Below are 22,355 nucleotides of genomic sequence, written 5' to 3'. Positions count from 1 at the left end.
GGGGGGGGGGGGGCCTGGGGGGGGGCCCCCCGCGGGGCGGGGGGGGCGCCGCCCCGGGCGCGGGGCGGCCCGGGCTTCGGGGCCCGCCCCCTCGAAGGGCCGCACCGGGTGCGCCGTACCATGGGCAGCCGAAAGCAGGAGCACCCGCTCCATGAACGGACCCGCTGTGCACGAACCCCCCGCCGCCTCCACCTCCTGGCGCGTCGCGCTGCCGCACACCACCGCGGCGGTGCCCGTGGCCCGTGCGCTGGTCCGCACGGCGCTGGCCGAGCGGGAGCACACCGCCGACTGCGACACGGCGGAGCTGCTGACGGCGGAACTGGTGGCCAACGCCGTGGAACACACCTCCGGGAGCACCCCGATAGAGCTGGTGGTGCGGCTGCTGCCGACCGGCTGCCAGGTCGAGGTGCACGACGCCGACCCGGAGCCGCCCGGCGATCTCACCCGTCCGGCCCGCGGCGTGCCCGACCCCTGGCAGGAGCACGGACGGGGGCTGCTGCTGATCCGCACCCTGAGCTCGTCCTGCGGCCACCGCCCCACCGAGTCCGGCAAGGCGGTGTGGTTCCGGCTGCCGGGCCGGCGGCGCCCGGTCTGAGCAGGACGCGGGCGCTCAGGCGAGGGTCGCGACCAGGACGGCCTTGATCGTGTGCATACGGTTCTCCGCCTCGTCGAAGACGACCGAGTGCGCCGACTCGAAGACCTCGTCGGTCACCTCCAGGGAGGTGAGGCCGTGGGTCTCGAAGACGTCCCGGCCGACCTCGGTGCCGAGGTCGTGGAAGGCCGGCAGGCAGTGCAGGAACCTGACATCCGGGTTGCCGGTGGCGCGCAGGACGTCCATGGTCACCGCGTACGGGGCGAGGGCCTTGATCCGCTCGTCCCAGACCTCCTTGGGCTCCCCCATGGAGACCCAGACGTCCGTGGCGACGAAGTCCGCGCCCGCGACGCCCTCGGCGACGTCCTCGGTGAGCGTGACGCGCGCCCCGCTCGACACGGCCAGCTCCCGCGCCCGGTCGACGATCTCCTGGGCGGGCCAGTAGGTCTTCGGGGCGACGATACGCACGTCCATGCCCAGCAGGGCCGCGGTGACGAGGTAGGAGTTGCCCATGTTGAAGCGGGCGTCGCCGAGGTAGGCGAAGGCGATGCCGGTGAGCGGCTTGGGGCTGTGCTCGGTCATGGTGAGCACGTCGGCGAGCATCTGGGTGGGGTGCCAGTCGTCGGTGAGACCGTTGAAGACCGGCACCCCCGCGTACGCCGCGAGCTCCTCCACCTTGGCCTGGCTGTCCCCCCGGTACTCGATCCCGTCGTACATCCGGCCCAGCACCCGCGCGGTGTCCTTCACGGACTCCTTGTGGCCGATCTGCGAGCCGGAGGGATCTAGGTACGTCGTCGAGGCGCCCTGGTCGGCGGCCGCCACCTCGAACGCGCAGCGCGTACGCGTCGAGGTCTTCTCGAAGATCAGCGCGATGTTCCTGCCCCGCAGGTACCGGCGCTCGGTCCCCGCCCGCTTGGCGGCCTTCAGTTCGGCGGCCAGCTCCAGCAGGCCGCGGAACTCCTGCGCGGTGAAGTCCAGCTCCTTGAGGAAGTGGCGGCCGGCGAGGGCGGTCGGGACAGTCGCCATGGGGTGCTCCAGGGATGGGGGACACGAACCCTTGGAAGTATATACGAAGTTTTGTATTTCTATACGGTGCTTTACACCGCGTCCCGCTGGACGGGACAACTCATGCAGCGCGGCCCGCCCCTGCCCCGGCCCAGCTCGCTGCCGGGGATCTCTATCACCTCGATGCCCTGCTTGCGCAGGTGCGTGTTGGTGGTGGCGTTCCGCTCGTAGGCGACGACGACGCCCGGCTCGACGGCCAGGACGTTGCAGCCGTCGTCCCACTGCTCGCGCTCGGCCGCGTGGACGTCCTGGGTGGCGGTCAGCACCCGGATCTCGCTGAGCCCCAGCGCGGCGGCGATCGCGCGGTGCATGTGCTCCGGCGGATGGTCGGTGACCTTCAGCTCCTTGTCCCCCACACCCGGCTCGATGGTGTACGACCGGAGCATGCCGAGGCCCGCGTACTGGGTGAAGGTGTCGCCGTCGACCATGGTCATCACGGTGTCGAGATGCATGAAGGCGCGCCGCTTCGGCATGTCGAGCGCGACGATGGTCTCGGCGGAGCCCGCCGCGAACAGCTTGTGCGCGAGCATCTCCACCGCCTGCGGGGTGGTCCGCTCGCTCATCCCGATCAGCACCGCGCCGTTGCCGATGACCAGCACGTCCCCGCCCTCGATGGTGGACGGGTAGTCGGCCTGCCCCTGGGACCAGACGTGGAAGGGCTCCGCGCGGAACAGCGGGTGGTGCCGGTAGATCGCCTCGAAGTGCACGGTCTCGCGCTGCCGGGCCGGCCAGCGCATCGCGTTGATGGCGACACCGTCGTAGATCCAGGCGGAGGTGTCGCGGGTGAAGAGGTGGTTGGGCAGCGGGCCGAGCAGGAAGTCGTCGAGCTCCATGGCGTGGAAGCGCACGGAGGTGGGCTCCGGGTGGGCCTCCAGGAACTCCCGCTTGGTCATCCCGCCGACCAGCACCTCGGCCAGCTCGGGCGCCGGAAGGGTCTCGAACGCGGCGCGGAGGTGGTCGGTGGCCAGCGGGCCGTACTCCTTCTCGTCGAAGACGCGGTCCAGGACGAGCGCGCGGGCCGCCGGGAGGGCCAGCGTCTCGGAGAGCAGGTCACCGAAGAGGTGGACGGTGACGCCGCGGTCGCGCAGGACGTCGGCGAACCCGTCGTGCTCGGCGCGCGCCCGGCGCACCCAGAGCACGTCGTCGAAGAGCAGGGCGTCCTTGTTGCTGGGGGTGAGCCTTTTGAGCTCGAGATCGGGCCGGTGCAGGATGACGCGGCGGAGCCGGCCGGCCTCGGAGTCGACGTGGTAGGTCATGTCTCCATCCTGACCAGCCGGGCACGTGTTCACCCCTGCCCCCGGGATCCCGGGGTCCGGAAATCCGCTTCCGCCGGCCGTGGCGCACGAGGTCGGCGTACACCGGTCCGGACGGAACGTGGGACACCCCGTCCGGACCGGGTCGTGGCGCGGGTCCGTCCGCTACAGCCTCGGATCCACCGGTTCCGATTCCAGGGCCAGCACGGCGAAGACCGGCTCGTGCACCCGCCACAGCGGCTCGCCCCCGGCGAGGCGGTCCAGGGCCTCCAGGCCGAGGGCGTACTCGCGCAGGGCGAGGGAGCGCTTGTGGTCGAGGAAGCGGTTGCGCAGGCGGGCCAGGTTCTCCGGGCGGGTGTACTCGGGACCGTAGACGATCCGCAGGTACTCGCGGCCCCGGCACTTGATGCCGGGCTGCACCAAACGGTCCTTCCCTCCCCCGCTCCCGGCTTCGCCCGAGCGGGCGGACCCCCACCGCACCAGGGCGCCGACCGGTTTGACGACCATGCCCTCGCCGCCGCGTCCGGTCATCTCCAGCCACCAGTCGACTCCGGCGCGTACGGATTCGGGGTCGGCGGTGTCGACGTAGAGGCGGCGGGTGGTCTGCAGCAGTCCGGTGGTGTCGTGCTCGACCATGCGGTCGATGAGGGCGAGCTGCTCGTCGTGGGGCAGGGCGGCGAGGCTGCGGCCCTGGACGGCGAGGATCTGGAACGGGGCCAGGCGGACACCGTCCAGGCCGTCGGTGGTCCAGCAGTAGCGGCGGTACGCGTCGGTGAACGCCGCGGCGGAGCCGGCACGTTCACGCTGGCGGTTCAGCAGGTCCTTCACCTCCACGCCGCGGGCCGCGGCGCTCTCCAGGGCGGCCAGGACACCCGGGAAGGCCGCTCCGGAGGCGGCGCCCACGGCGGCGTACTGGGAGCGCAGCAGTCCGGACGCCTTCAGCGACCACGGCATCAGTTCGGCGTCCAGCAGCAGCCAGTCGGTGTCCAGTTCCGCCCAGAGGCCGGCTTCGGTGACGGCCGTGCGCAGCCGGCCGAGGATCTCCTCCGTGACGGCCTGGTCGTCGAAGAAGGGACGGCCGGTGCGGGTGTAGAGCGAGCCGGACGGGCCTCCCGGGACGCCGAAGCGCTTGGCGGCCACGTCGGCGTCGCGGCAGACCAGGGCGACCGCGCGGGAGCCCATGTGCTTCTCCTCGCACACGACCCGGGCGACGCCGTCCCGCTCGTACTGGGCGAACGCCTCGACCGGGTGCTCCAGACAGCCGTCGAGGTGGGAGGTGGCGGCGGGCGCCATGGTCGGCGGGAGGTACGGCAGCAGGCGCGGGTCGACCGCGAAGCGGCTCATGACCTCCAGGGCCGCGGCGGCGTTCTCCTCACGGATGGATATCCGGCCGTGGTGCCGGGTCTCGACCACGCGGCGGCCCCGCACGTCCGCCAGGTCCAGCGGACGGCCGTCGTGGCCGCCGGGGGCCTCGGTGCGCAGCGGGCGGGCCGGCTCGTACCAGACCCGCTCGGCCGGTACGTCGACCAGTTCCCGCTCCGGCCAGCGCAGCGCGGTGAGCTTGCCGCCGAAGACGGCGCCGGTGTCCAGGCAGATGGTGTTGTTGAGCCAGGTCGCCTCCGGGACGGGGGTGTGGCCGTAGACGACGGCGGCCCGGCCCCGGTAGTCCTCCGCCCACGGATAGCGCACGGGCAGGCCGAACTCGTCGGTCTCGCCGGTGGTGTCGCCGTAGAGGGCGTGGCTGCGGACCCGGCCGGAGGTGCGGCCGTGGTACTTCTCCGGCAGACCGGCGTGGCAGACCACCAGCCGGCCGCCGTCGAGGACGTAGTGGCTGACCAGCCCGTCGATGAACTCCCGTACCTCGGCGCGGAACTCCTCGCTCTGCCCGTCCATCTGCTCGATGGTCTCGGCGAGCCCGTGGGTGTGCTGCACCTTGCGGCCCTTGAGGTAGCGGCCGAACTTGTTCTCGTGGTTGCCCGGCACGCACAGCGCGCTGCCCGCCTTCACCATGGCCATCACGCGGCGCAGGACGGCGGGGCTGTCCGGGCCGCGGTCGACGAGGTCGCCGACGAAGACGGCCGTACGGCCGTCGGGGTGGGCGCCGTCGACGTAACCCAGCTTGCCGAGCAGCGCCTCCAGTTCGGCCGCGCAGCCGTGGATGTCGCCGATGATGTCGAAGGGGCCGGTGAGGTGGGTGAGGTCGTTGAACCGCTTCTCGGTGACGACGCCGGCGTGCTCGATCTCCTCCACGCCGCGCAGCACGTGCACCTTGCGGAAGCCCTCGCGCTCCAGGTGGCGCAGGGAGCGGCGGAGTTCGCGGATGTGGCGCTGGATGACCCGGCGGGGCATGTCGGCGCGGTCGGTGCGGGCCGCGTTGCGCTCGGCGCACACCTGCTCGGGCACGTCGAGGACGATGGCGATCGGCAGGACGTCGTACTTCCTGGCCAGCTCGATCAGCTGCCGCCGGCCGTCCTGCTGCACGTTGGTCGCGTCGACGACGGTGCGGCGGCCGGCCGCCAGCCGTTTGCCGGCGATGTAGTGCAGGACGTCGAAGGCGTCCCGGCTCGCGCTCTGGTCGTTCTCGTCGTCGGCGACCAGGCCTCGGCAGAAGTCGGAGGAGACGACCTCGGTGGGCTTGAAGTGGCGGCGGGCGAAGGTGGACTTGCCCGACCCGGAGGCGCCGACGAGCACCACGAGGGAGAGGTCGGTGACGGGCAGGGTGCGGCCCCGCGGCCGCGGGTTCTCGGCGGTGGTCATGCGGCCTTCGCCTCCTGCACGGTCCCGGCCGTGAACACGGCCATCTGGGTGGGCGGCCCGACCTCGGGGTCGTCCGGTCCCACGGGCACGAACTCCACGGTGTAGCCGTGCCGTCCGGCCACCTCGGCCGCCCAGGCGCGGAACTCCCCGCGGGTCCATTCGAAGCGGTGGTCGCCGTGCCGGACGTGGCTGGCCGGGAGGGTCTCCCAGCGCACGTTGTACTCGACGTTGGGGGTGGTCACGAGGACCGTGCGGGGGCGGGCGGCACCGAACACCGCGTACTCCAGGGCGGGCAGCCGGGGCAGGTCGAGGTGCTCGATCACCTCGCTGAGCACGGCGGCGTCGTAGCCCTCCAGCCGCTTGTCGGTGTACGCCAGCGAGCCCTGGAAGAGCTGGACGCGCGCCGCCTGCCGTTCCCCCATGCGGTCCAGCTTCAGCCGCCGGGAGGCGATGGTGAGCGCCCGCATCGACACGTCGACGCCGACGATCCCGGTGAAGGACGGGTCCTTGAGCAGTGCCTGGAGGAGCTGGCCCTGGCCGCAGCCGAGGTCGAGCACCCGGGCGGCGCCACAGGCGCGGAGCGCGGCGAGGATCGCCTCCCGCCGCCGCACGGCGAGCGGGGTCGGCTTCTCCTCGGACTCGGTCTCCGCTTCCACGGCGTTGTCGATCTCCTCGACGTCGCTGTCGTCGGCCTCGGCCAGCCGGACCAGCTCGAGGCGTTCCATGGCCTGCCGGGTCAGCGACCAGCGGCGGGAGAGGTAGCGGCTGGTGATCAGCTTCTGTTCCGGGTGCGCGGGCAGCCAGCCCTCACCGGCGCGCAGCAGCTTGTCGACCTCGTCGGAGGCGACCCAGTAGTGCTTGGCGTCGTCGAGGACGGGGAGCAGCACGTAGAGGTGGCGCAGGGTCTCGGCGAGGGTGAGCGTCTCCGCCTCCAGGACCAGGCGCACGTACCGCGAGTCGCCCCACTCGGGGAACTCGGCGTCCAGGGCCACGGGCTCGGCGGTGACCGTCCAGCCGAGCGGCGCGAAGAGCCGGCGGACGAGTTCGGGGCCGCCGCGGGCGGGCAGCGCGGGTACCTCGACGCGCAGGGGGCGCGGCTGCGCGGGGAGTTCCGGGCGGGCGGCGCACACGCCGCGCAGCGCGCTGGAGAAGACGGCGCTCAGCGCGACGGCGAGCAGGGAGGACGCCGCGTACGGGCGGTCGTTGACGTACTGCGCGAGGGCCGCGTCGGGGGCGCCGCCGCGGCCCCTGCCCTTGCCGCGCCGGACCAGTGCCACCGCGTCCACCTCCAGCAGCAGCGCCGCCGTGCAGCGCTCGGCGTCCGCCTCGGGGTAGAGGACGTGGGCCGTGCCGTGGGACGTGGAGAACGCCTGCGCCTTCTCGGGATGCTTGTGCAGCAGGAAACCGAGGTCGGTCGCGGGGCGCTCTGCGGAGCCGGTGGTACTGATCGTCAGGAACACGGTGGTTACACCTCGAAACGCCTTCTGAGCTGGGGGTACACGCCGGATTCGGGCGTGTGGTGCCAACGTACCGGGAACCGTCGGGGACGCCCCGGGAATTTACCGGCGCATGCGGCGGGGCCGTCCGTTCCGTGCGGACGGCCCCGGGTGGTGCGGTGCTCGTGGCTACGACAGCTGGGACTGGACCTGGGCGGAGATCAGTTCCAGGTGGTCGAGGTCGTGCAGGTCGAGGACCTGGAGGTAGATGCGGCTCGAGCCGGTCCCGGCGTAGCGGCCGATCTTGTCGACGACCTCGGCCGGGGAGCCCGCGAGGCCGTTGGCCTTGAGTTCGTCGACCTCGCGGCCGATCGCGGCGGCGCGGCGGGCGACCTCCTGGTCGTCCTTGCCGACGCAGACGACGAGGGCGTTGGAGTAGACGAGGTCGCCCGGGTCGCGGCCGGCCGCCCGGGCGGCGTCGCGGACCCGGCCGAACTGCGTCGCGGTGTCCTCGATCGAGGCGAAGGGCATGTTGAACTCGTCGGCGAACCGGGCGGCCAGGCGGGGCGTGCGGGTCGCGCCGTGGCCGCCGATGAGGACCGGCACCCTGGCCTGGGCCGGCTTGGGGAGCGCGGGGGACTGGGTGAGGTCGTAGTACGTGCCGTGGTAGTCGAAGGTCTGGCCCGTCCCGGTGGCCCACAGGCCGGTGACGATCTCCAGCTGCTCCTCGAGGCGGGCGATCTTCTCCTTGGGGAAGGGGATGCCGTACGCCTTGTGTTCCTCCTCGAACCAGCCCGCGCCCAGGCCGAGTTCGATGCGGCCGCCGGACATCTGGTCGACCTGGGCGACCTGGATGGCGAGCACGCCGGGGAGGCGGAAGGTGCCGGCGGTCATCAGGGTGCCGAGCCGGATGCGCTTGGTCTCGCGGGCGAGGCCGGCGAGGGTGATCCAGGCGTCGGTGGGTCCGGGCAGGCCGTCCCCGGAGCCCATGCTGAGGTAGTGGTCGGAGCGGAAGAAGGCGTCGAAGCCGAGGTCCTCGGTGGCCTTGGCGACGGCGAGGAGGGTGTCGTAGGTGGCCCCCTGCTGGGGCTCGGTGAAGATGCGAAGATCCATGGCTCCATCCTGCACGGTCCGCGGCGGGACGCCGCGCGACGGTCCGGGGCGCCCCGTCCACGACCGGGTGAACCGGGCGGGGCCGGCGGTGCGGGGCGCGCGGTGTCAGCCCGCCTCCCGCTCCGGCAGGCGTTCGTCGCGGTCCGCCAGTTTGCGGAGCATCTCCAGGACGCGGTCGCGGGACTCGTCCGCCGCGTCGATGGCCTCCATGCACTGCCAGTACGTCGCCTCGTCGTCCGCGGAGCAGGCGAGCCCCACCAGGGCGATGCCGACCTCGCCGAGCAGACCGCCGAGGTGCATCAGGACCGGGCGGGGCTCCCCCAGCTCGGTGAGCCGGGCCGCGCGCAGTTCGCCCGGGCCGAGCTCCGGGGTGCCCAGCACTCCGCAGCCACGGCTCGCCAGCTCGGTCAGCCCCAGTGCCTCGCCCCGCAGTTCGGGCGGGCCGGCGACGGCGAGGCGGCTCCCTATCGCCTGCGCCAGGGCCTGCGCCTGCCAGACCTCGGTCAGCAGCTCCCGTCCGCCGCCGCCCGCGGCCAGCGCCCGCCTGCTCGTCACGATGAGCCGCACAGCGTCCATGCGCTGCCCCCGTCTGTCCGACGCGCTGCCCACGCGTCCGCATCCGTTGAACTCCCTTGTTCACTACCCAGAGTGAGGGCGTGTGAGACAAAAAGCCAGAGGAAGACCGAAATCTGCGGACAACGATTCGTACAGGGTTCACTTTTCGCATACGGAGAGTGAATACGGAGTTGATGGCTCCTCACCCGTGGGGTGGCTCCCCCACCGGAAATCTGCGCTCGTTGCGGTCGATCTTCGCGGCCAGCGCGGCCAGCGGGTCGACGCCGAGCACCTCGCACAGCTGGAGGAGATAGGCGAGGACGTCGGCGACCTCGTCGCTCACACGGTGCGCGGTGTCCGGGTCGTCCATGACGCGGACGGACTCCTCGGGCGTCAGCCACTGGAAGATTTCCAGGAGTTCGGACGCCTCCACGCTGAGCGCGGCGACGAGGTTCTTCGGGGTGTGGTACGGCTGCCAGTTCCGCGCGGCGGCGAACCGGGCGAGTCGGTGCTGGAGTCCCGCGAGGTCCTGGGGCTCGCGGGAACGCTCGGCGTCGTACGGATCAGTCACGGTCCAGGTGTACCACCGTCACCCCGCTCACCCCCGCCGCCCAGGAGGCGTCGCTCACCGCCCCGACCAGCCGGATGTGCCCGCGCTCGCACATCCGCGCCGCCAGGCGCAGCAGTTCGCCCCGCTGCCCCGGATCCAGTGCCCGGTCCAGGCCGTCGGCGAGGACCGTGAGGGTCTGGAGCGCGGCCGGGACCTCGCCGGGCGCGTCGACCTCCAGCACACCGGGCCCGGTGAGCAGCACCAGGGCGAGCGCGGTGTACCGCAGCTCGCCGTCGCCGAGGCGGCGCAGTTCGGTACGGGTGCCGTCACCCCGGTCGAGGAGGGCGCGGACCAGGCGGCCGGCGTCGTACGGCTCGGCGAGCAGGCCGGTGACCGGCCCCGCGCATCCGGCGCGCACCGCGTCCACGAGGAGGGCGTGCCGGCGTCCGCACTCGGCGCGGGTGCGCCACAGGACGTCGGCGAGGTTGTCGCAGCCGCCGAGCAGCCGCCCGGTGCCGGCCGGGACGGGGTCCCGCATCCGCTCGGGGCGGGGGTCGCAGGGGAAGACGGACCGCAGGGCGACCACCATCTGCTCGGCGGCGGCGAGCACCCTGCGCTGCCCGGGGGTCTTGCCGGCGACGCGCAGCGGCAGCAGCGCGGTGCCGAGCCGGTCGTCCGGCAGCGGGGCGCGGGTCACCGGGGCCGCCCCGGCCGTGTGCCAGGCGGCCTGTACGGTGCGCCGGCCGGGATCGCGCAGGGCGGTCTCCAGGAGGACCACCCCGCCCGCCGTCAGCCGCTCCCCCACGATCCGCAGCCCGGGTTCGGCCTGCACGGCGACCTCCAGCCGGACCGGCCCCTCCGGGCCGTCGGCCGTACAGCCGATGCGGAAGCCGCGGCGGTGCTGGGCGTCGGCGCGGGCCCGCTCCGGCACGCAGGCGCCGGGCTCCGGGAACGCCTCCCCCAGCCCGGCCCCGCCGCCGAGCCGGGCGAGCGCCTCGTACGCCCGCAGCGCACTGGTCTTGCCGCTCCCGCTGGGCCCGGCGAGCAGGGTGAGCGCCCCGAACGGGAGCGCCACGGCGCGATGCCCGGCGAAGGCGGACAGCAGCAGTTCGGTGACGCGCGGCCGGTCGGGACGGCCCACGGTGCCGCCGGCCCGTCCGTCCGTCAGGGACCGCGGGCGGTCGCCGGCTCCGGCGGGCCGCGCGGCCGGCAGGTCCGGTGCGGCCGGGCCCGAAGACGGGGGCGACGTGCTCACGCCCCGGCGGGGCGGGGAAGGTGGGGTCATGTGCGGGACGCTAAGGGGTCCGGTGCGGGGCGAACCGTTCCGCTGGACGGGCCTTCCCACGATCGGGCGAGCGGGTGCCCGCGCCGCTCACACCCCCGGCACCCCCACTCCCTCCATCAGCCCCGTGACCTCCGTGCCGGCCGGCGTCAGGAGGAAGACGTTGCGGTCGACCCGGTGCATGCCGCTGGCCAGGCCGAAGACGACGCCCGTACTGAAGTCCAGGACTCGTTTGGCGGTCTCGGTCTCCGCGCCGGTCAGGTCGAGCAGGACCGGTATCCCGGACATCAGTGTCTCGGCGACGTCGCGGGCGTCCGCGAACACGTTCACCCGCAGGACGACGAAGCGTCGGCGGGCCTCCGTCGCGGCCTCGGGCAGGGCGCGATGGCCCACCGCGGACGGCCACGCGTCGCGGCCCCGCAGCGGAACGACCTGGGCGAGCCCCTCCCACTGTTCGTCGGTGACGTCGTGGCTGTTCACCGGCATGCTCCGTCCCCTGTCGCACTGGCTGTCTGCATCGGGCAATTCTTACTCATGGTCACCCGTTCGGCCCAATAACGACACGCTCCGCCATCGCGGGGGCCGCGCAGCGTGACGCCCGCCCGGGCGCCTGCGGGGTGTGCGGCGCGCCGTCGGCGCCTCTCCCCCGCCGGGGCCGGGCCGCCCGGCTGCCGGACCGCGCGACCGCGTTGACCCGAACCGTCCGGGCCGGTTGCATGGGCGCATGACCGGTACAGCGGATGGTGTGGTGGGGCCCGTCGTCTCCTTCGGGACGCAAGAGGACTGGGAGGCGTGGCTGGAGGAGCATCAGGGGGACGTCGACGGGGTCTGGCTGAGGATTCCGAAGAAGGGGTCCGGGATCATCGGGGTCGACTACGCGACCGCGCTGGAGTCGGCGCTGTGCTACGGGTGGATCGACGGGCACAAGAAGGGGCTGGACGACACCCACTGGATCCAGCGGTTCACTCCGCGCCGGGCGCGCAGCCGGTGGTCGGCGGTCAACCGGCAGAAGGCCCTCGCTCTCATCGAGCAGGGGCGTATGCGGCCGTCCGGGCTGCGCGAGGTGGAGCGGGCGCGGGCGGACGGCCGCTGGGAGGCCGCGTACGCGAGCCAGAGCACGGCGACCGTCCCCGACGACCTGCGGGCGGCGCTGGACGCGGCACCCGGGGCCGGTGACTTCTTCGGCACCCTCGACAGCCGCAACCGCTACGCGGTCCTCCACCGGATCGAGGAGGCCAAGCGGCCGGCGACCCGGGCGGCCCGGATCGAGAAGTTCGTCGCCATGCTCGCCGAGGGGCAGAAGATATACCCGTAGATCTTCCGGTGACGGCGGCTCAGCCCGCCACTACCGCCTCCGCCGCCGCCACACCGCAGACGCGGGCGGCGCCGTGGGTGGCGATGTGCGGGGCGCCGCGCGGCGGCGACTGCGGTACACCCATCTCCACGACCACGGTGGACGGGTCGGCGGCGAGCAGGGTGTCCAGGGCCGTGCGCATCCACGGGTGCCGGTGCTCGTCGCGGACCACGGCGACGACGCGCCGGCCGGCCGCCGCCCTCAGCGCCCGCTCGCCGGCGTCGGGGCCGGTGAAGCCGCCGGTGGTGGTGCCGGGCAGCCGCCGTTCCAGCTCCGCGCCGACGCCCCACGGCGTCTCGTCGCCCACGGCGATGTTCGGGGCCGGATTGAAGGTGGCCACGTACACCGGCCCGGTGACCGGCGCCGAGCCGCCCGCGCGGGTGACGGTGACCGCGCGGCGGGCCGCCGTGAGGCCGATCTCCGGCTCGGGTGCGACGGCCGCGGCCGGGGAACGCCGTACGCCCGCGGTCCAGTCGGCCAGGGCGCGCACCCGGGCGGCGGCGTCGGCGAGCCGCTCCTCCGGGAGTTCGCCGGAGCGCACGGCGCCCACCAGCGCGTCCCGCAGGCTCCGCACCGTGCCCTCGTCGCACAGCCCGCCGCCCACGCAGATCGCGTCGGCGCCGGCGGCGATGGCGAGGACGACCCCGTGTTCGAGCCCGTACGTGCCGGAGATGGCCCGCATCTCCATGCCGTCGGTGACGATCAGGCCCTGGTAGCCGAGTTCGCCGCGCAGCAGGTCGGTGAGGATGCGCCGGGAGAGGGTGGCCGGGCGGTCCGGGTCGAGGACCGGCACCCGGATGTGGGCGCTCATGACGGCGCGGGTGCCGGCCTCGATCGCCGCCCGGAACGGCTGGAGTTCCCGCTCGTGCAGCGTGGTGGCGTCGAGGTCGATGTGCGGGATCGCGTGGTGGGAGTCGACGCTGGTGTCGCCGTGGCCGGGGAAGTGCTTGGTGCAGGCGGCGACACCGGTGGACTGCAGGCCCTCGACGTAGGCGGCGGTGTGCCGGGCGACCAGGGCGGTGTCGCCGCCGAAGGAGCGCACGCCGATCACCGGGTTGTCGGGGTTGGCGTTGACGTCGGCGGACGGCGCCCAGTTGAAGTTGACCCCGCACTCGGCGAGCCGGCGGCCCAGCTCGCGGGCGACGCCGCGGGTCAGGCCGGTGTCGTCGACGGCACCGAGGGCGTGGTTGCCGGGGAAGGAGGAGCCGGTGCGGACCTCCAGGCGGGTGACGTCGCCGCTCTCCTCGTCGATGGCGACCAGCAGGTCGTCCCGCTCGGCCCGCAGTTGCGCGGTGAGGGCGGTGACCTGCTCGGCGGTGGTGACGTTGCGGCCGAAGAGGGCGACGGAGGCGAGGCCCTCGGACAGGCGGCGGCGGATCCAGTCGGGCGCGGTGGTGCCGGCGAAGCCCGGCTGCAGTACGGCGAGCGCGTCCCGGGTGAGGGTGTCGGTGCCGGTGGTGAATGTCGTCATCGGGTGGCGTTATCCCTTCACGGCGCCCGCGGTGAGGCCGCTGACGGCCCTGCGCTGCAGGAAGACGAAGAGGATCAGGATCGGGACGGCGAACAGGGAGGAGGCGGCCATGGTCGCGCCCCAGTCGTCGCCGAACTGGGTCTGGAAGCTGGACAGCCACAGCGGCAGGGTCTGCGCGCCCCCGGATTCCTTGCTGAGCACCAGGACGAGGGGGAACTCGTTCCACGCGGTGATGAAGCCGAACATGGAGGTGGACATCAGGCCCGGCGCGAGCAGCGGCAGGATGACCCGGCGGAACGCCTGGGCGCGGGTGCAGCCGTCGACCATCGCCGACTCCTCCAGCTCCTTCGGCACGGCGGCGACGAAGCCGCGCAGCGTCAGGATGGTGAAGGGGAGGATCATCATCATGTAGAAGGCCGTGAGCGGCACCAGGCTGTTCAGCATCGAGGCGTCCCGCACGATCATGTAGATCGCGATGACCATGACCTCCCAGGGCGCCATCTGGGCCAGCATGAAGCCGATGACGAAGCCGCGCCGGCCCCTGAACCGCATGCGCGCCAGGGCGAAGGAGCCGGCCAGCGCGATGACCAGCGAGAAGACGACGGCCAGGCCGGTGACGGTCAGCGAGTTGCGGACGTACGTCCAGAAGTGCTCGGCGTCGGTCGCGGTCCTGAAGTGCTCGAACGTGACGTTCGTCGGGAACCAGACGGGGGTCTCCGAGATGATGTCGCCGGTCGGCTTGAACGCCGTGGAGAACATCCAGTACACGGGGAAGACGCAGACGATGAACAGGACGACGGCCGTGACGTTGGGCCACAGGCGGCCGAAGAGCGAGCGCTTCACAGCTCGTCCTCCTCTTGCTTGAGCACGATCCTGAGGTAGTAGGCGGTCAGACCGAGCATGATCAGAATGGTCAGTACGGCGATCGCCGCGCCCATGCCGTAGTGCTGGTTGCCGACTCCCTCGACGTAGGCGTAGACGGGCAGGATCTCGGTGAGCCGGTCGGGGCCGCCGCCGTTGAAGGTGAAGACCTGGACGAACGCCTTGAAGATCCAGATGATCTCCAGGAACGTCGTGGCGTAGAGGAACGGCCGCAGGAACGGCAGGGTGACCGTGGTGAAGCTCCGCCAGGCGCCGGCGCCGTCGAGGGCGGCGGCCTCGTACAGTTCGCCGGGGATGGTGGTGGTCGCCGCGTAGAGGTTGATCGCGACGAACGGGACGGACATCCAGACGATCAGCAGGGTGACGACGAAGAACGTCGACAGCTGGCTGCTGGTCCAGCTGTAGTCGGCCATGGAGTGCCAGCCGAGCTTGTCCAGGACCCAGTTGACGACGCCGAACCGCTGGGCGAACAGCCACTGGTAGACGGTGGTGGCGGCCACCACGGGCATGGCCCAGGCCAGCACCAGGCCGATCAGCAGGGTGAGCCGCATCCGCTTGCCGAGGCGGGCGAGCAGGAGACCGGTCAGCGCGCCCAGGACCATGGTCAGGGCGACGTTGACCGCCGTGAACAGGATGGAGCGGACGGTGACCCGCCAGAAGTCCTCGCCGGTGAGGACCTCCTTGTAGTTCTCGACGCCGTTCCACTCGGTGACGTGCTGGATCAGCTGCGCCATGTTGAGGTTCTGGAACGACAGCAGTACGTCCTTGAACAGCGGCCAGCCGAGCAGCAGCACGGTGGCCGCGACGGCGGGCAGCAGCAACAGGTACGGGGCGAGCGCGCCGGCGCGCGACGCGGCTCGCGGTGTGGGCCTGCCGGGTCCCCCGTCGTCCGTCTTGCGGACGTCCGCCGGGCCGGAGGGCGGCCGTTCGGTCTGCACGGTCATGCTCGCGATCTCTCTTCTCGGCGTGCTCAACGCGGGGCGGGGGCCGTCGCGTCGGTCGGCCCCCGCTCCGGTCGGAGCGCGTGCGCTGTTACTGCTGCTGCGCCAGGCGCTTGTTGAACTCGCCCTCGACCTGCTCGGCGGCCTCGGCCGGGGACTTGCCGTTCAGGACGGCGGTCAGGTACGTCTTGATCGGGTTGGGCGCGTTCTCGACGGCGGCCCACTCGGGGATCAGCGGCGTGGTGCCGCCGACGGCGGCGGCCGGCGCGGCGGCCTCGGCGGGGGCGTTGCCCTTGAGGTTGCTCTGCAGCGACTCCTTGTTGGGGATGACGCCGTTGGCCTTGGCGAGCGCGCCCTCGAACTTGTCGGAGAGGACGATCTTCAGGAACTCCTTGGCGAGGTCCTGCTTCTGGCTGCCCGCGGCGACGGCGAGGTTGGAGCCGCCGAGGAAGACACCCTCGGGCTTGTCGGCCGTGGCACCGGGGATGGTGAAGTAGCCGATCTCCTTCTCGATGTCCGGGTTGGCCTTGATCGCGATGCCGGCTTCCCAGCCCATGCCGATGAACGCGCCGGTCCTGCCCTTGGCGAAGACCTCGCCCTGCTGCGGGGTGGCCTCGTCCTTGTCCTTGGGCGCCTTCGACAGGGCCTGGAACTTCTTGTACGTCTCCGTGGCGGCGGCGACCTTCGGGTCGTCGAGGTTGGAGACGTACTTGTCGCCGTCCTTCTTGACCAGTTCGCCGCCCTCGCCGATCACCAGGCCGACGAAGTGGTACCAGTTCTGGCCGGGCAGGTAGATCGGCTCGGCGTCGGTCTTCTCACCGATGGTCTTGAGGGCGTCGTAGAACTCGTCGCGGGTCTTGGGGGTGTCCTTGAGGCCGGCGTCCGCCCAGACCTTCTTGTTGTAGAGGACGACGCGGTTGGCGAAGAACCACGGTGCCGCGTACTGCTTGCCCTCGAAGACGGACGACTCGTTGAGGGACTCGGTCCACTCGCCGCCGATCTCGGACTTGAGGTCGGCGAGGTCGGCGAGGCCGCCGGTCTTGGCGTAGGCCGGAGTCTGGGTGTTGCCGACCTCGATGACGTCGGGCGGGTTCTCCTCGGACAGGGCGGTGGTCAGCTTCTGCTGGATGCCGTTCCACTGCTGGACCTCGAACTTGACCTTCGCCTTGGTCTTCGCCTCGAACTCCTTGGCGAGGTCCGCCTGCCAGTCGTCGGGCGACGAGCCGTCCATCACCCACACGGTGAGCGTCTCGCCGGCGTAACCGTCCGCGCCGGCCTTCTTGCCGTCGTCGCCGTCGTCGCCGCCGCACGCCGCGACGGAGAACAGCATGCCCGCGACCCCGATCGCGGCTATCAGCTTGCGCTTCACGCGCCACCCCTCCTCAGGAATGCCTTGCACACCCACGCCCTCGGCGGTGACCCCCACAGCGGCGCAACAGCTCGGCGGGCTGGGACCCGGCTTCCTCTAAATGGTTTAGACCAGCAAGGGGAGCTTGGCCTAGACCTATGGCCCTGTCAAGGGTCGTGGACTCACGCCTGGATAACGGCTCGGACACCTCTGACGGGGCGCGGAACTCCACCCAAACAGGGACGGGTTGACGCTTGGACTAGACCAAAGCGAGAACGCACCGTTATAACGGGATCGCCGAGCGTGCGGCGCCGAACCCGGCCGTCCGCCGACGTGCACCGCGGTCGGCACCTGCCGTCCGCGCGCCGGACACCGCAGCCGGAGGCAGGTCTTGAGCACGGACGTCAGCAGCACCCAGGCCGACACGGGGGCGCCGGGTCGTATCGGGCGCGTACCGAAGTACTACCGCATCAAGCAGCGGTTACTGCAGATGACCGACGAGCGCGCCCCGGGCGCCCCGATGCCGGCCGAGCGCCTGCTCGCCGTCGAGTTCCGCACCTCCCGCACCACGATCCGCAAGGCCCTGCAGGAGCTGGTAGGCGAGGGCCGGCTCGACCGGATCCAGGGCAAGGGCACGTTCGTCGCCCGCCCGAAGGTCTACCGGACGCTCCAGCTGACCTCGTACACCGAGGACATGCGGGCGCAGGGGCTCAACCCCACCTCACAGGTACTGGACATCGGCTACATCGCCGCCGACGCGGACCTGGCGGCCCTGCTGGAGGTGGAACCGGAGGACAGGGTGCTGCGCATCGAGCGGCTGCGGCTGGCCGGCGGGGAACCCATGGCGATCGAGACGACCCATCTGTCCGACCGGCGCTTTCCCCGCCTGCGCCGCAACCTGACCCGCCACACCTCGCTCTACACCGCGCTCGCCGAGGTGTACGGCGTGCGGCCGACGGAGGCCGAGGAGACCATCGAGACCTCTCCGGCGACACCGCGGGAGGCGGGGCTGCTCGCCACGGACGTGGGCCTGCCGATGCTGCTGCTGTCCCGCCACTCGCGGGACGAGACGGGAACGCCGGTCGAGTGGGTCCGCTCGGTGTACCGGGGTTCGCGGTACAAGTTCACCGCGACACTGACGCGTCCGGGGCCCTGACCGGGCAGTTCGCATCCAACACAGCCTGATCTCAAGGAAATCGGGGCGACGCACCGAAAGGGCATTCCTTGACAGGGCCCATTGGTCCAGTCCAATATCCCAGTGGTCTGAACCAGTCGTGGCGCGTTCCGTACGCAACCGCCGCGTGCACAACCCCGCACGGAGGCACCGCATGACCGAGAGCAGCCACCCGCGACTGCCGCGGCGGGCGCACTCCGTGCTCCAGCCGGGCAACGCGTCCCGACCGGGCGGCCTCATGCCCGGCGCACCGGTCGACATCGATGTCGCACAGGCGGCCCGGGACACCGCCCGCCACGGCCGGACGCCCCGGGCGCGCTCCGGCCCGGTGCGCCGGCGGTCCGATGCCCTCGTCGCCGGGACGGGCGCGCCCGTGGGTGAGCACCCGGGGACGGTGTGCCCGGCGGCGCACGGCGCGCCCCGCGCATCGGGCAGCACCGCCGCCGAGGTCCTCGCGGACCGCACCGTGCCGTCGTAGCACCGACTTCCCACCGGCTCCTTCCTTCTGTCCGCATGCCGTGAGCGATCCCGATCTTTCGGAGTACCGCATGACGACGCACCACCGTTTCTTACACCGCGCCGCCTCCGAGCGCCCCTACTTCAGCGCCGACGGTGAGACCTACCTCGCCGGGGCGCAACTGCGGCACCTGACCAAGGACCTGCCGCTGCGGGTGCTCTCCGAGGAGCAGTTCGCGTCCTGGCAGAACCACGGCTACGTGGTGGTGCCGGAGGCGATCTCCCCCGACGCGGCCAAGCTGCTGCTGGAGTTCGCCTGGGACTTCCAGGGCCTGGACCCGCAGCGCCCCGAGACCTGGTACGAGGAGCGCTCCTTCCGCTCGGATCTCGACCGGGACCTGTTCGTCTACGGCTTCGTCGAGGCGTACCAGCACCAGCTGCTCTGGGACAGCCGGCAGGCCCGGCGGGTGTACGACGCCTTCGTGGACGTGTGGGACTGCGAGGAGCTGTGGGTCACCCTGGACCGGCTCAACCTCAACCCGCCCAATGTGAAGAACCGTTCGCGTTCCCTCATCGACCCCACGGACGAGGGGTTCGACATCGAGCTGCACTGGGACGTGGACACCACGGCGAGCGTGCCGCCGCAGCGGGTGCAGGGCATCATCGCGCTCACCGACACGGAACCGGACCAGGGCGGTTTCCAGTGCTCCCCGGAGCTCTTCCGTCGCTTCGAGGAGTGGAAGGTCGCACAGCCGGCCGACCGGGACCCGATCCGGCCGGGTGCCGACCGCACCGAGTTCCCGGTCGTCCGGCCCCAGCTCAAGGCCGGTGACCTGCTGATCTTCAACGGGATGCTGGCGCACGGCGTGGCCCCCAACACCTCGGCCGACGGGGTGCGCGCGGTGCAGTACCTGTCGATGATGCCCGCGCTCGAGGAACACGAGGAGCTGCGCCGCTCCCGGGTGGAGTCCTGGCGCACGCTCAGCACCCCCGAGTGGAACGCGACCCTGCTCGGTGACGCGGTGAAGCACGAGTCCCTGCGCTACGGCTCCGCCGAACTGGACGATCTGGGACGGAAGTTGCTGGGTCTGGACTCCTGGCACGGGCGGACCCGATGAGCGAGGGAGCCGACGTGCACCGGATATGCCTGAGCCTTCCCACCGACCGGGAGTGCTCCACGACCATCACCGCCATCGGCGGAGAGGCCGCGTACGCCGCCCGGCACTTCGACGTCGAGGTGCACCTGCTGATCCTCGACTCCTCCGACGAGCGGACCCGCGCGGCCCACGCCCAAACGGTCGCCGCGCTCCCCGGGGCCGCGGGCGTCGTCGTGCACCACCTCGACGAGTCCGCCCAGCGGGACTTCCTGCGCGGCGCCGTCGAGCGGGCCGCGCTCCCGGAGCCGGAGCGGGTCCTCGACCTGATGCTCCCCGACGCGCTCTCGTACGGTGCCTGCACCAACCGGGCGTTCCTCGTCGCGGCGGCGCTGGACTGCCGTTCGGTGCACCGGCGCGACTCCGACTGCAGTTACCAGGTCTTCGACGGCGAGCCCGTCTACCCCGTCCACCACGAGCTGACCTCCCTGGGCAAGCGCGCCCGTGACGCCTTCGCCGGGGTGTCGGAGGTGGTGCTCGACCCCGCGATCGCCGACCGGCCCGTGTCGATGGTGGGCGCCTCCTTCATCGGGGAGCTCTCCGTCGACATCGGCGGGATCCGGGAGCTCGACAAGGACGTGTACGACGAGGTGGTCGGCCTGTGGGCGCCCGGCCACTGGACCGCCGAGCAGAGGCGGGAGCTGGTCGAGGAGTCCTTCAAGGGCGCCGGGACACTGCCCTTCACGGGCGACCGCTCGACGCTGACGCTGGTCGACCCGATGCGCGTCGACATGTCCAACATCGCCTTCGGCCGGAACGTGTACGAGCGGCTGCCGCTGCCGCCCGCCACCGCGACCATCGGCAGCGACTACTTCCTCATCCACGCCGTGTACGACGCCGCGCTGCCCGGCGTCCTGCACAACCGGCACATCGAGAACTACTACACCGGGGAGCGCCGCACCCACGCCGGTTTCCTCGCGTACCAGACGCGGTTCGTGAAGTTCCTGCTCTCCATGCTGTACCTGCACCACGTCTACGAGCGGATGGCCGACGCGGGCGCCGCGCTGCTGGACGACAGGGGGCGGCTCGACCCGGCGCCGTTCGCCGCGTTCCTCGCCGAGAGCGTGCGGCTGGACCGTACGGAGAACGAGCGGCGGCTGGACACGGTCGCGGCGGCGTACGGACGGCTGGGCGGGAAGTACGCCGAGTTCGCGCGCGGCATGACGGCGGACCGGGAGCGGCTGCTGGACGAGGCCGCGCTGGACACCGAGGACTTCGTGGCACTGATCGGCGCCTGGGAGGCCCTCGTGCACGCGAGCCGGGGCGCTCTCCGGTGACCGCGGCCCTGCGCGCCGCCCTCGCGGCCGCCACCGAGGACGCGCTCGTCTACGACCTGGACGGGATCGCCGGCCAGTACGACGCGCTGACCGCGGAACTGCCCGGCGTGGACGTGCGGTTCGCGATGAAGGCGTGTCCCGTTCAGGAGGTCCTGGCCCTGCTGGCCGGCCGGGGCGCCGGTTTCGACGCGGCGAGCCCCCGGGAGATCGCCCGGGCGCTGGCGACGGGCGTGCCCGCGCACCGGGTCCACTACGGCAACACCGTCAAGTCCGACCGGGACATCGCGCGGGCGTACCGGCTGGGTGTGCGGGACTTCGCCACGGACAGCGTGGAGGACGTGGCGGCACTGGCCGGACACGCCCCGGGCGCCCGGGTGTTCTGCCGGCTGGCGACCCGCGGCGAGGGTGCGCTGTGGGGGCTGGGCCGGAAGTTCGGGTGCTCGGCGGAGGACGCCGTACGGGTGCTGGAGACCGCGCGGGACGCGGGTCTCGTCCCCGCCGGTCTTTCGGTGCACGTCGGGTCGCAGCAGATGACCGCCGAGGCGTGGCAGCAGGCCTTCGCGGCCCTCGCCGAGGTGCTCACGGCCCTGCACGGCCGCGGGATCGTGCCGGACCACGTCAACCTCGGCGGCGGTCTGCCGGCGCTCGGCTACGCCGACCGCCGGGGTGAACGGCTCGACCCCCCGCTGGACAAGATCTTCGCCGTGCTGCGCGAGGGCATGGAGCGGCTGACCGGACTGTCGCCCCGGCCGCTGGACTTCCTCGTCGAACCGGGACGCCATCTGGTGGCCGACCACGGCGCGATCCGGGCGCACGTCTCCCGGCTGACGTCCCGCCACCGGCCGGACGGGGAGCGGGAGCACTGGCTGTACTTGAGCTGCGGCAAGTTCAACGGGCTGTACGAGATGGACCAGGTGCGCTACCCGCTCGTCTTCCCGTCCCACCCGGACGCGGCCGACGACGGCCTGGTGCCCGTCGTCGTCGCGGGCCCCACCTGCGACAGCGACGACGCCTACGCCCACGAGCACCGCCGGGTGCGGGTGCCCAGGGCGGTCGCGTCGGGCGACCCGGTCTGGGTGCTGTCGGCGGGCGCGTACGCCGCCAGTTACACGACCGAGGGCTTCAACGGCTTCGAGCCGCTCCCCCGCGTCTGCGTGGGCGGTGACGGCCCGGACGTCCGCGTACGCCGTGTCGCCGAGGACGACTGGCCGCGGATCGCCGCGCTGGAGGCCGAGGTGTACGCGTCGGCCTCGCTGTCCGAGGGCGTCGAGGCGCTCCGCTCCCGGGGCCGGGCCTCCCCGTCGACCTGCTTCGTCCTGGAGACCGGTGACCGTGTCGCCGGCTATGTGCTCGCCCTGCCCTACCCGCGGCTGCGGTACCCGGATCTGGCCCGGCCGGAGGAGCGGGCGTACGACTCCCGCAATCTGCATCTGCACGACCTCGTGATCGCGGACGATCTGCGGGGCAGGGGGTTGGGCAGCAGACTGCTGCGGCACCTCACGACGGTCGCGGAACGGTCGTCGTACGAGCGGATCTCCCTGGTCGCCGTCGGCGGGACGGCGGGCTTCTGGTCCGGTCACGGCTACCGGCCCGAGCCGGGGGCCGAACTCCACGGGAGTTACGGCGACGGCGCCGTCTACATGTCCTGCCCGGTCCCGCACCACCGCCCCGGCGGCCCGGAAGAGGGGTCCTGAC

General features: G+C 72.2%; 20 protein-coding genes and 1 pseudogene. 8 read left to right on the top strand and 13 right to left on the bottom strand.

Translation table 11 applies throughout. The features are described from left to right. Window positions 1-151 precede the first annotated feature (151 nt). Window positions 152-595 carry an ATP-binding protein gene (locus ACFXAE_RS15615; RefSeq protein WP_384713923.1) on the top strand — a complete coding sequence of 148 codons (444 nt, stop codon included), beginning with the start codon at window positions 152-154 and terminating at the stop codon, window positions 593-595. A 15-nt stretch (window positions 596-610) separates the two neighbouring features. Here ACFXAE_RS15615 and argF read toward each other — a convergent pair whose 3' ends face one another. From argF to ACFXAE_RS15570, 9 genes are all read right to left on the bottom strand, one after another. Continuing rightward, window positions 611-1,618: an ornithine carbamoyltransferase gene (gene argF, locus ACFXAE_RS15610; protein WP_384713920.1), complete on the bottom strand. Its 1,008-nt coding sequence runs from the start codon at window positions 1,616-1,618 to the stop codon at window positions 611-613. A gap of 71 nt (window positions 1,619-1,689) precedes the next feature. Next, window positions 1,690-2,913, bottom strand: coding sequence for an arginine deiminase (locus tag ACFXAE_RS15605; RefSeq protein ID WP_384713917.1), 1,224 nt, complete (start codon window positions 2,911-2,913; stop codon window positions 1,690-1,692). Window positions 2,914-3,075: 162 nt separating this feature from the next. After that, complete coding sequence (locus ACFXAE_RS15600) at window positions 3,076-5,667, bottom strand: polynucleotide kinase-phosphatase (RefSeq protein WP_384713914.1); 2,592 nt, start codon at window positions 5,665-5,667, stop codon at window positions 3,076-3,078. Continuing rightward, window positions 5,664-7,127 (bottom strand): 3' terminal RNA ribose 2'-O-methyltransferase Hen1, encoded by a 1,464-nt coding sequence (locus ACFXAE_RS15595; protein WP_384713911.1) that lies wholly within the window; start codon window positions 7,125-7,127, stop codon window positions 5,664-5,666. Before ACFXAE_RS15595 ends, ACFXAE_RS15600 begins: the two co-directional genes overlap by 4 nt. A gap of 165 nt (window positions 7,128-7,292) precedes the next feature. Then, window positions 7,293-8,216 carry an LLM class F420-dependent oxidoreductase gene (locus tag ACFXAE_RS15590; protein ID WP_384713908.1) on the bottom strand — a complete coding sequence of 308 codons (924 nt, stop codon included), beginning with the start codon at window positions 8,214-8,216 and terminating at the stop codon, window positions 7,293-7,295. A gap of 105 nt (window positions 8,217-8,321) precedes the next feature. Beyond that, a complete protein-coding gene (locus tag ACFXAE_RS15585; RefSeq protein WP_384713905.1) occupies window positions 8,322-8,792 on the bottom strand; it encodes a DUF6099 family protein in 471 nt (156 codons plus the stop codon). A gap of 181 nt (window positions 8,793-8,973) precedes the next feature. After that, on the bottom strand, window positions 8,974-9,342 hold the full coding sequence (locus ACFXAE_RS15580; RefSeq protein WP_384713902.1) for a nucleotide pyrophosphohydrolase: 369 nt from the start codon (window positions 9,340-9,342) through the stop codon (window positions 8,974-8,976). Continuing rightward, entirely contained in the window at window positions 9,335-10,606 is a 1,272-nt protein-coding gene (locus ACFXAE_RS15575; protein WP_384713899.1) for an ATP-binding protein, read from the bottom strand. Before ACFXAE_RS15575 ends, ACFXAE_RS15580 begins: the two co-directional genes overlap by 8 nt. A gap of 87 nt (window positions 10,607-10,693) precedes the next feature. After that, window positions 10,694-11,089: a cell division protein SepF gene (locus tag ACFXAE_RS15570; protein WP_384713896.1), complete on the bottom strand. Its 396-nt coding sequence runs from the start codon at window positions 11,087-11,089 to the stop codon at window positions 10,694-10,696. 238 nt (window positions 11,090-11,327) lie between these two features. Between ACFXAE_RS15570 and ACFXAE_RS15565 the strand changes: the two genes are divergently transcribed. Further along, window positions 11,328-11,918 carry a YdeI family protein gene (locus ACFXAE_RS15565; protein ID WP_384713893.1) on the top strand — a complete coding sequence of 197 codons (591 nt, stop codon included), beginning with the start codon at window positions 11,328-11,330 and terminating at the stop codon, window positions 11,916-11,918. Window positions 11,919-11,937: 19 nt separating this feature from the next. On the opposite strand, the gene ACFXAE_RS15560 is transcribed toward ACFXAE_RS15565, so the two are convergent. The 4 genes from ACFXAE_RS15560 to ACFXAE_RS15545 all read right to left on the bottom strand — a co-directional run bounded on the left by ACFXAE_RS15560 (window position 11,938) and on the right by ACFXAE_RS15545 (window position 16,620). Then, window positions 11,938-13,428, bottom strand: coding sequence for a glycoside hydrolase family 3 protein (locus ACFXAE_RS15560; RefSeq protein ID WP_384713890.1), 1,491 nt, complete (start codon window positions 13,426-13,428; stop codon window positions 11,938-11,940). A 9-nt stretch (window positions 13,429-13,437) separates the two neighbouring features. Next, complete coding sequence (locus tag ACFXAE_RS15555; RefSeq protein ID WP_384713887.1) at window positions 13,438-14,271, bottom strand: carbohydrate ABC transporter permease; 834 nt, start codon at window positions 14,269-14,271, stop codon at window positions 13,438-13,440. Further along, complete coding sequence (locus ACFXAE_RS15550) at window positions 14,268-15,254, bottom strand: carbohydrate ABC transporter permease (RefSeq protein ID WP_384713884.1); 987 nt, start codon at window positions 15,252-15,254, stop codon at window positions 14,268-14,270. The genes ACFXAE_RS15555 and ACFXAE_RS15550 overlap by 4 nt, the downstream gene beginning before the upstream one ends. An 88-nt stretch (window positions 15,255-15,342) precedes the next feature. Next, window positions 15,343-16,620, bottom strand: coding sequence for an extracellular solute-binding protein (locus tag ACFXAE_RS15545; RefSeq protein WP_384713881.1), 1,278 nt, complete (start codon window positions 16,618-16,620; stop codon window positions 15,343-15,345). 370 nt (window positions 16,621-16,990) lie between these two features. Between ACFXAE_RS15545 and ACFXAE_RS15540 the strand changes: the two genes are divergently transcribed. The 6 genes and pseudogenes from ACFXAE_RS15540 to ACFXAE_RS15515 all read left to right on the top strand — a co-directional run bounded on the left by ACFXAE_RS15540 (window position 16,991) and on the right by ACFXAE_RS15515 (window position 22,354). Continuing rightward, window positions 16,991-17,755, top strand: a complete 765-nt coding sequence (locus ACFXAE_RS15540) for a GntR family transcriptional regulator (protein WP_384713878.1) — start codon at window positions 16,991-16,993, stop codon at window positions 17,753-17,755. 172 nt (window positions 17,756-17,927) lie between these two features. Further along, the gene (locus tag ACFXAE_RS15535) at window positions 17,928-18,251 is read left to right on the top strand and encodes a hypothetical protein (RefSeq protein WP_384713875.1); all 324 of its coding nucleotides are present in this window, start codon (window positions 17,928-17,930) and stop codon (window positions 18,249-18,251) included. Between the two features lie 70 nt (window positions 18,252-18,321). After that, the gene (locus ACFXAE_RS15530; RefSeq protein WP_384713873.1) at window positions 18,322-19,347 is read left to right on the top strand and encodes a phytanoyl-CoA dioxygenase family protein; all 1,026 of its coding nucleotides are present in this window, start codon (window positions 18,322-18,324) and stop codon (window positions 19,345-19,347) included. Then, window positions 19,344-20,660, top strand: a complete 1,317-nt coding sequence (locus ACFXAE_RS15525) for a DUF6271 family protein (protein WP_384713870.1) — start codon at window positions 19,344-19,346, stop codon at window positions 20,658-20,660. Before ACFXAE_RS15530 ends, ACFXAE_RS15525 begins: the two co-directional genes overlap by 4 nt. Then, window positions 20,618-21,820: pseudogene (locus ACFXAE_RS15520) on the top strand (type III PLP-dependent enzyme); the annotation flags it as partial. The gene ACFXAE_RS15525 and the pseudogene ACFXAE_RS15520, both read left to right, overlap by 43 nt. Then, window positions 21,815-22,354, top strand: a complete 540-nt coding sequence (locus ACFXAE_RS15515; RefSeq protein ID WP_384713929.1) for a GNAT family N-acetyltransferase — start codon at window positions 21,815-21,817, stop codon at window positions 22,352-22,354. The pseudogene ACFXAE_RS15520 and the gene ACFXAE_RS15515, both read left to right, overlap by 6 nt. Window position 22,355: the final 1 nt, after the last annotated feature.

This window comes from Streptomyces sp. NPDC059454 (assembly GCF_042749965.1).
In the GTDB taxonomy this organism is placed as follows: Bacteria; Actinomycetota; Actinomycetes; order Streptomycetales; family Streptomycetaceae; genus Streptomyces.
This window is presented reverse-complemented; position numbering and strand designations above follow the sequence as displayed.